This is a genomic window from Candidatus Proelusimicrobium excrementi (assembly GCF_937881865.1).
Taxonomy (GTDB): domain Bacteria; phylum Elusimicrobiota; class Elusimicrobia; order Elusimicrobiales; family Elusimicrobiaceae; genus Proelusimicrobium; species Proelusimicrobium excrementi.
Map to the genome: position 1 here is coordinate 1 of NZ_CALGEO010000170.1, position 8,198 is coordinate 8,198.

An 8,198-nucleotide genomic window follows, 5' to 3' on the forward strand; every position below is an offset into this window, starting at 1 on the left:
GCTCTTGCAATCCTCTCGGAAGGTGACATTTTAATTACGGCTATACATGACGTAGGTGGTGTTGCCGTTGGGGGCGAGGTCGTAGGTAGGCTTGAGATAGGCGGGACGGAATGGCCCCTCGCCGCCGAAGTCCGCGCCGAAGATATTTGGGGTTCTCTTCATCACTACAACCGGCACGCCTCTTGTTTCGCTTAAATTAAGTTTGGCGTAAAAGAACGCTTCGGAGGGTTCTTTGGAAAAGAATATCGCTCTTTGTGCGGTACGCATATAAATAGTGGCTGTGGTATTGCTGGCGATGCGCGTATCTTCAAGCAAAAGGCCTTTATCGAAAATTTTGTTTATTCCCCCGTTATTTAAAGCCATGCCTCTGTATACGTTATGCCTGCCGTAAAAATACGGGAACGGCACGCCGTCCGCGGCTGCTTTTGATACGGCGTAATTATCAAAATTTTCTATAAGATAGCGTTCTCCGTTTAATTTGGGCATCACGGAATACTGCGGAGCCGCCCCAAGCCTGTACATTGTCGAAAGCGCTTTCCTGGGCGTAAAACCAAACATCTTCAGCAAGGAAAACCCGAAAGCTTTAGTGCCGTGTCCGATTTTTGGGGTTTCCGCCGCAGTTTGCATAACGTCGGATTTTTTTAAAGAGATTTCCGCGCCCGGCCCGGCGGAAGCTCCCAAGGGGCCGTAACCGTTAAGACCGGCTCCTTTGCCCATAAGTCCGCCGTAGCGGCCTATAAGGTTTGAATACCTTAAAGCCAGCCCCGGATTTGCCGATAAGAAAGTCCCTTGGTTAAAATAAGGGCTCATAAACAAATCTTTAAACGCCCTCCCCATAAAATTCCTTATTACCGGTAGTCTTACATAGTAGGTGTATTTTGTCAAATCGGAACGGGAAGCTACGCCTATAACGCCGTTTTCGCTTATTAAAGGCCCGCCGCTAAATCCCTTTTCCAAAGCCGGATTTGCCATGTAATAGCCCATTTTTTCGTTAACATTGGCAAGCTCGGCCTGCTGCGGAGTAAGGAACATGGCGCGGTAATTGCCCATAAGCTCCTGCGGGCTTAGTTTAAAACCTAAATTCCCGGGGAAACCGGCCGTAAGCGCGCCTTCCGAGAGGGCAGGTTCCCTTAAAGCCAGTTTCAGCGGTTCAACGCCTGCCACCAAATCCGCGGACGGAACCAAAAGGGCCAAATCTTCGCCCAAAGGCCCGCTTTTATAAACTGCGGAAGCGTAACCGCTTTTCCCGTAAGCGTTCGACAGGAAATAATCGCCCTGTATTCTTGCGGCGTGGCCTGCGGTAATCATAAAATTCGCTCCGCGGTGAGTAACGTAAAAAGCCGTAGCGTGCCCGCCGGAAGGAGTATCAATCTTAAAGACAGCCTGATTGACTTTATCAAGCGCGCGGTTTGCAAAAATAAAGGAAGGCAAGGTATGCTCAATAGGCTTAAGCGGAAAACCAAGATTAACCCCGGAAGCCGGATTAAAAGATATATATTGCAAAGAAGGCCTTAAAAAAGCCGGAGCCGCAAACGAAGCTAATTTTTCCGCACTTGGAATAGCCGGGAGATATCCCCTTGCCATTGACAAAGCGGAACTAAGCGGCGAATATGAAGCCAAGGCGGCCGTATTTGCGCTTTCAGCCGCGGAGTAAGCCGCGCCGCTTTCCGGGAGATAACTTACCCCCAGCAATCCTTTGGAAACAAATTCCCCCTCCCTGTGGAAACGCAAAGCCGAAGGAAGAACGTTTCCCGTTTCGGTGTTAAAAAACACAAAACCTTTGCCGCGCGCAAAGTTGTAAATGCCGTTTCTGAGCAAATAATCGTTTGCATAGGCGTAATCCTGTACAAAAGGCAGATACTGAGCCCGCGAAGAATAAAGATAACTTCTGGGCAAAATATGTTCGGCGGATTCAATACCAACCTCGGGAGCGGCCTTAGGCGCGGCTTTTGCCAAGATTCTCCCGCCTTTATACTTGGAAGCCACGCTCCTTAAATTGGTTCCTCTGAGCAAATCTTCAGTATAAGCGGCAATATCGCCAAAGTTCCTTTCCGGCACAAAAGAGGGAACGGAACCGCCTTTGCCTAGGGCCGTTATACCTAAAGAGGAAGCTTTATTAACGTCGGAAGCGACGCGCGAGATATTACCGTGCACAGACGGATTATAGTGCGACGAAGCGAAAAACGTTCCCGCGGCTTTCCCCTCCACAGTCCTTATGCCCGATCGCGCAGCCGTTTTTGCGGCGTTTCTGTAAACCATATTTTTATAAGCGTAAGAAAGAACCGGCGTGGAATTTTTTGCGGCCAAATATTTTACCGCTCTGTACTGAGCCTGAGTGCGCGCGACTATTGCGGGAACGCTTTTTATATACCCCGCGCCTCTGCTTAAAAGCGATCCCAAAGAACCCAGCTTGGCGGCCTGTTTGATTCCGCCTTTGGATATCAGCGCGATAATATTGATATTCATTAAAGATTCCGCCGGACGTTTTGAAAAATTAAACAGGGAGCCCCAAAAGCCTTCTATGTCCTTTTCATTGCCGGAATATTTTATCTGATATTCAAAACCTTCCGCACTTTTAAGTTTTATCGGTGAAGCCCCTTTATACCCGGTAATCTTGGCGTAAGCGAAGCCTATCTCGTTTTTAAGTTCGGCTTTTACCGCGGCGTCGACGTCTTCGGCATGGTCCAAATAAAAATAAGCATTGTTAAGGCGCGCGGCGAAATAAGCTTTCAGCGGTGCTTTACCGCCGAATTTCGCCGGGGTTCTTTCCGCCAGAGAAGCCAAAGCCAATTCCTTAGCCGCGGAAACGGCCGCGTCGTAAGAGGCGACTTCGTTTATTAAAAAGGAAGCGCCCTTTTCCCAGTTGCCTGCGTTTATAAAAAGAGAGGCGTATATTCTAAGCGCGGAAGCGTGCAAATAAGGAACCGTGCTTTTACCGGCCGAACAAACGCTGTAAGCCTTTTGGGGATTAGTCAGTTTTTTTATAACGGCCGGGACGGCGGCTTCTTTATATTGCAAAAACGGTTTTGAGCGGGCCTTAAATCTTGCGCATACGCCGGAGAAAAAACCGCCCGAATGAGTGCAGGTTTTTTTAATCCACAAAAAGCCGCAGTCAAAAGCGTGCACTACGGCAAAAGGATCAAAAGCGCAGTAGGAAGCTTTAAATGCGCCTTCTTTCCCCAAAGAGGAAAGCACATTTTCAAAACCGGCTCTGCACCCGCGTACGGCCATTATGGGCGCGGCGTACTGCATAAATTCTATACGGTTCTTTTCCGAAACGCTTTTATCGGATAATATTTGCGCTATTTGCCCGCAATCACGGCTGTTCTTATCCGAAGGATTAAACAGCACTTGAAGCGCGAACCCGGCTTTTTTATAATTGCATTTTTTACTTTTTCCCAGGCAGGCTTCAAATTCCGGGCGGTAAACCCGAAGGATTTTTAAATAATAGGACGTATCTTCAAGATAAGCGTTATTCCAAACCGCCGGCAAAACCGCGAAATACAGTTTGTCTTTCAAACTTTCGTCTTTAGAAAAGTAATAGGCGGAAAGAAGATTCTTTATATTTTTGCCGGCAAGTTTGTTGAAAGCGTCCCCGTATGCGGGCCCGGAAGCCGCCGCTTTAATTATTTGGGCGGAAGCCGTTTCCGCAGAGGCGGAATTAAAACGGTTCTGCAAAGTTTTGCCGGCGGGCAAGTTTGCGTCAAATTCCGGCAGAGCGTCGTTAAAATCAAAAGCGAAAGAAGCCGCGCCGAGATTTAAAAACAATCCCGCGCAAAAAATAAAAGAGAAAAATCTTGCAAAAGTCTTTCCGTATAAATTGCCCATTTTTAAATTTTATAAGTTTTATACCGCTCTAACAAGAAACTTTAGGCCTATACCGGCATACCCCAAAGGCCTATAAAAAATATTATCCCCGACAATCGGGGATAATATTCGTCAAAAATAAATTCGCTGCGCTTATTTAAACAAGGCGTCAATATCTATCGATTTAAAAGCCGCGGAAGAAAAAATCTTGTTTCTGAAAACTTTTGCCATAGGGTTCTTCCTTAAAATGCACAGCATCATAAAAACGGCCGGCGCGGTAAGCGCGAAAGGCAACCTTTTTGCGTATCTTAGGCGTTCGGAATGAGTGAAGCAATAATTTTTTACCAAATCACGCTGTTCTTCGTAAGTCAGCTGGAAGTAGCTTTCCTGCGGGAAAAAATCCTTGGAACGGCGGAACATCGAAGTAAAAACTTTACATTGCATATTTAAAGCTTCGGCTAAGTCCGCGTCGGTTATAACTTTTTGGTTTCTTATTATACGGAATTTCATAAAAAATCATACTCCTTTGGCCGGGATGAATTTGTTGATTTCGGCCAATGTCTGCTGTAAATTGTAAGGTTTGGCTATAAAATGCGTTGCGCCGGCTTCCCGCGCTCTTTCCATGTCTTGAGCCCCGGTTAAGGTGGACATGATAATTACAGGCGTTTTATAGAGGGCGGAGTCGCTTTTAACGGCTTTGCATATCTCAAAACCGCTGACGTGCGGAAGCATTAAATCCAGTAAAATTACGTCCGGCTTGTTCTTTTTGACGGCAGACAAAGCAAGCCTTCCGTCGTTTACCCAAACGACTTCATGGCCTTTTATCTCCAAAGCTCCTTTTAAAGCGTTTCCGAGGATTTTGGAATCCTCTATCATAACAATCTTAGCCAATTAAATCTCCCTGCAGTCTTTTTGATATACGCCGGCAAGTTTTGCGTAGACTTCGGCGTTTTCTTTTATTTTTGCGATTTCTTCCGGCGTAAGTTTCCTGACGGCCCTGGCCGGTACGCCCATTACCATGCTGCCGCTTTCTATAACTTTGCCGGCGGGCAACACGCTGCCTGCGGCTATAAGGCAATTATCGCCGACGACGCTTTCCATAACGGTCGCGCCCATGCCGATAAGGCAGTTGTCGCCGATTTTCGCCCCGTGCACTACGGCATTGTGGCCCACGGTTACGTTACGGCCCAAAACGGCCGGTTTGTCAAAATCCACGTGAATACAGGCATTATCCTGCACATTGCTGCCCTCGCCTATTATAATGGGCGCAATATCGGCCCTTAAAACGGCGTTGGGCCATATAGATGAATTTTCCTTCAAAACCACTTTGCCGATAATTACGGCCCTTTCGTGCACGTAAACACCCGGCGCGGTCTGCGGTTCGGATTTATCTATTTTCTGCTTCATTATCCATATACTCCTTGGCTCTGTTCTTCGTCATGGCCATAGGCTCGGAAAGCTTAAGCCCCCAATACACAAATACGCTTATTATACCCGGTATCACATAATAAACCGCGCGGTAAATAAGGCTAGCCATAAGCGCGGAATCCCAATCTATCCCCATTTGGGAAAAGACGGACGTCATCGCTATTTCCATGGCGCCCAAGCCGCCTGGCAATATAGGTATAAGCGTTGTGGCCATGCCGACGGCGAACCCGGCCAGCAGAACCCCTATCGATATTTTAATCCCCACCGCCAAAAAAGCCAAATATAAAATCAAAATCGTAAAAATCCAGTCCCCGCAGATATAAGCTATTGCGCGGGTAAGTTTAACTTTATTGTTGTGTATTGTATTTATGCCGTTATCAAGCTGCTTGGCAAAAGCCGAATAATTGTTTTTGGGTATCAGCGCGCCGAAAAGATTATAAATAATTTTGTTGATAAGCATAAAAATCTTTCTTATACCTTTATAGCGGAATTCGTTGTTAAACATAAAAGCCGTAACCAGCGCGCCTATGCCGGCTATCAAAACGACCAATATAAAATTCCTAAGCATCTGCCCCGGGGCGGCGTTATGGGAAAGGAGCAGCAAAAGAGAGCCTTGCAAAATTATTATTATCAGCACAAAATAGAGCAGTACGCTTATGACTATGCTGGACATCACGCTTACCCCAAGCGGCACATTGCGCTTGCCAAGCAAGTGCGCCCTAAGCGCAAAACCGCTTACGCCCATCGTGGAAACCAAATAGTTAACCGTGGTGGAAACGAAAGCTATGCTTATCGCCGCGCCGAGGTTGATTTTTTCCCCAAGGAGTTTTAGCGTTTCCCAAAGGGACATCCCCATGCAAACGTAAATAGCGGCGGAAGAAACGCAGGCCAAAAACAAATACCAGGTGTTGACTTCGTTCCATATTCGGACGAAATTATCTTTTGCGTCGTAAATAAGCCACCCTACTATCGAAACCGAAAGCAGGCAACTTATTATCACGATAAGGTTCTTCTTGCTGAATATGTTCATAACACGTAAAATCCCCGAAAGTGAGGAAATATTTTAATTCCAACGCTTCTGACAAAACGCCCTCTTTTTATAAATTATATAATTTTAATATGAAATATATCACTATTACAGGCGCAAAGACGCACAATCTTAAAAATATAAGCCTTAAAATACCAAGGGGCAAAATGGTTGTCGTAACCGGGCTTTCCGGTTCGGGCAAGAGTTCCTTGGCTTTTGACACCATTTATGCGGAAGGACAGCGGCGTTACGTTGAAAGCATGTCCGCCTACGCAAGACAATTTTTGGAACTTATGGAAAAGCCGGACGTGGAGTTAATAGACGGTCTTTCCCCCGCCATTTCGATAGAACAGAGAAACCCGTCCCGCAACCCGCGCTCCACGGTGGCCACGGTAACGGAAATTTACGATTATTTCCGTTTGCTTTTCGCGCGCATAGGCCGCAGACATTGCCCCAACTGCGGCAAACCGGTTGAACAATGGTCAATAGCGGCTATAGTCAAAGACATTTTAAATAAATTCGACCAGCAACCCGTAATAATTTCGGCCCCGGTAATACAAGGTAAAAAGGGCACTTACGAAGAACTTTTTACCCGTCTTAAAAAAGAGGGCTTTGTAAAAATCATTTACAACGGCGAAATTTTTGATTTGGCCAATCCCCCCAAACTTGAACGTTACAAAAAGCACAATTTGGATTTGCTTATAGACGAAATTTACATAGACGAATCCGACAAAGAACGCATTACGGACGCTTTGGAACTTGCCGTAAAATATTCCAAAGGCCTGGTAAAAGTAAAAAAAGGAAAAGAGGAATTTACTTACAGCGAAAACAACGCCTGCCCCTCATGCGGAATCGGCTTTGGGGATTTGGAGCCGAGGCTGTTTTCCTTCAACGCTCCGCAGGGAGCCTGCCCGGAATGCAACGGCTTGGGCATAAAAATAGAAATTGACGAAAATTTGGTCGTCCCCGATACGTCCCTGACTATAAACGAAGGCGCAATCGCCGCATGGGATTCGCCGGTGACGAACAGAACAAACCGCTGGAAAAATTCTTGGGCGGGTTACTATTACGAAATTTTGCAATACGTCTGCAACGCGCACAATATACCCATGAATAAGCCTTGGAAAGACCTCTCCCGCGCTCAGCAGGAAATACTGCTTTACGGAGGCGAAGACGTATTTTACCAAAGCGCGTTCAGCTCAAAAGAAGTTCCGTTTGAAGGCGTAATCGGCAATTTAAAACGCCGCCATCAGGAAAGCGAAAGCGAATTTGTAAAAGAAGAAGTCCACAACCGCTTTATGAGGGAAGTAACCTGCCCCGTATGCCGCGGAGCCAGGCTTAAGCCGGAAGCCCTTTCCGTCTATATCAACGGTAAAAACATAGCGCAGATAGCGGCCATGCAAATAAGCGCGGCCTTGGATTTTGTAAATAATTTAAAGCTTACCCCGAAAGAAGAAATTATTTCCAAGCAAGTGCTTAAAGAAATCAAAGCCCGCCTGGGATTTTTAAACAGCGTAGGGCTTAATTATCTTACGCTTGAAAGAAAATCCCAGACGCTTTCCGGCGGGGAAGCCCAGCGCATACACTTGGCTACGCAAATAGGCAGCGGGCTTACCGGCGTGCTTTACGTGCTTGACGAACCGACAATCGGTCTGCACAGCCGCGATAACGACAGGCTTATCGAAACGCTGAAAAAACTGCGCGATTTGGATAATACGCTGATAATAGTCGAACACGACAAAGACACCATTTTGGCGGCCGATCACCTTATAGAAATAGGCCCCGGCGCGGGCGAACACGGCGGCACGGTTACGGCCCAGGGCGCAAGGGCGGAATTTCTTAAAAATTCCGATTCGATTACCGCCCAGTATCTAAACGGTACAAAAAAAATCCTGCCGAATTTAAATCCGCAGAAACCCGGCAAAAAATGGATAGA

The 8,198-nt window shown here is 46.7% G+C and carries 6 protein-coding genes; 1 reads left to right on the forward strand and 5 read right to left on the reverse strand.

Annotated elements, in window-relative coordinates:
* Nucleotides 1–30: 30 nt before the first annotated feature.
* The 5 genes from ACQY26_RS07510 to ACQY26_RS07530 form a co-directional block, all read right to left on the reverse strand.
* Nucleotides 31–3,828 (reverse strand): hypothetical protein, encoded by a 3,798-nt coding sequence (locus ACQY26_RS07510; protein ID WP_428048609.1) that lies wholly within the window; start codon nt 3,826–3,828, stop codon nt 31–33.
* A gap of 132 nt (nt 3,829–3,960) precedes the next feature.
* Complete coding sequence (locus tag ACQY26_RS07515) at nt 3,961–4,317, reverse strand: ORF6N domain-containing protein (RefSeq protein WP_428048611.1); 357 nt, start codon at nt 4,315–4,317, stop codon at nt 3,961–3,963.
* Between the two features lie 6 nt (nt 4,318–4,323).
* Nucleotides 4,324–4,698, reverse strand: coding sequence for a response regulator transcription factor (locus ACQY26_RS07520; RefSeq protein ID WP_428048613.1), 375 nt, complete (start codon nt 4,696–4,698; stop codon nt 4,324–4,326).
* Nucleotides 4,699–5,214, reverse strand: a complete 516-nt coding sequence (locus ACQY26_RS07525) for a gamma carbonic anhydrase family protein (RefSeq protein WP_428048615.1) — start codon at nt 5,212–5,214, stop codon at nt 4,699–4,701.
* Nucleotides 5,195–6,265 carry a lysylphosphatidylglycerol synthase transmembrane domain-containing protein gene (locus ACQY26_RS07530; protein WP_428048617.1) on the reverse strand — a complete coding sequence of 357 codons (1,071 nt, stop codon included), beginning with the start codon at nt 6,263–6,265 and terminating at the stop codon, nt 5,195–5,197. Before ACQY26_RS07530 ends, ACQY26_RS07525 begins: the two co-directional genes overlap by 20 nt.
* A gap of 89 nt (nt 6,266–6,354) precedes the next feature.
* Here ACQY26_RS07530 and uvrA point away from each other — a divergent pair.
* Nucleotides 6,355–8,198 (forward strand): excinuclease ABC subunit UvrA (uvrA, locus tag ACQY26_RS07535; RefSeq protein WP_428048619.1); only part of this gene is annotated, 1,844 nt, incomplete at its 3' end.

Excerpts from the sequence above, each read along its gene's own strand:
- ACQY26_RS07510 (WP_428048609.1), bottom strand. The coding sequence starts at position 3,828 with ATGGGCAATTTATACGGAAAGACTTTTGCAAGATTTTTCTCTTTTATT.
- ACQY26_RS07515 (WP_428048611.1), bottom strand. The coding sequence starts at position 4,317 with ATGAAATTCCGTATAATAAGAAACCAAAAAGTTATAACCGACGCGGAC.
- ACQY26_RS07525 (WP_428048615.1), bottom strand. The coding sequence starts at position 5,214 with ATGAAGCAGAAAATAGATAAATCCGAACCGCAGACCGCGCCGGGTGTT.
- ACQY26_RS07530 (WP_428048617.1), bottom strand. The coding sequence starts at position 6,265 with ATGAACATATTCAGCAAGAAGAACCTTATCGTGATAATAAGTTGCCTG.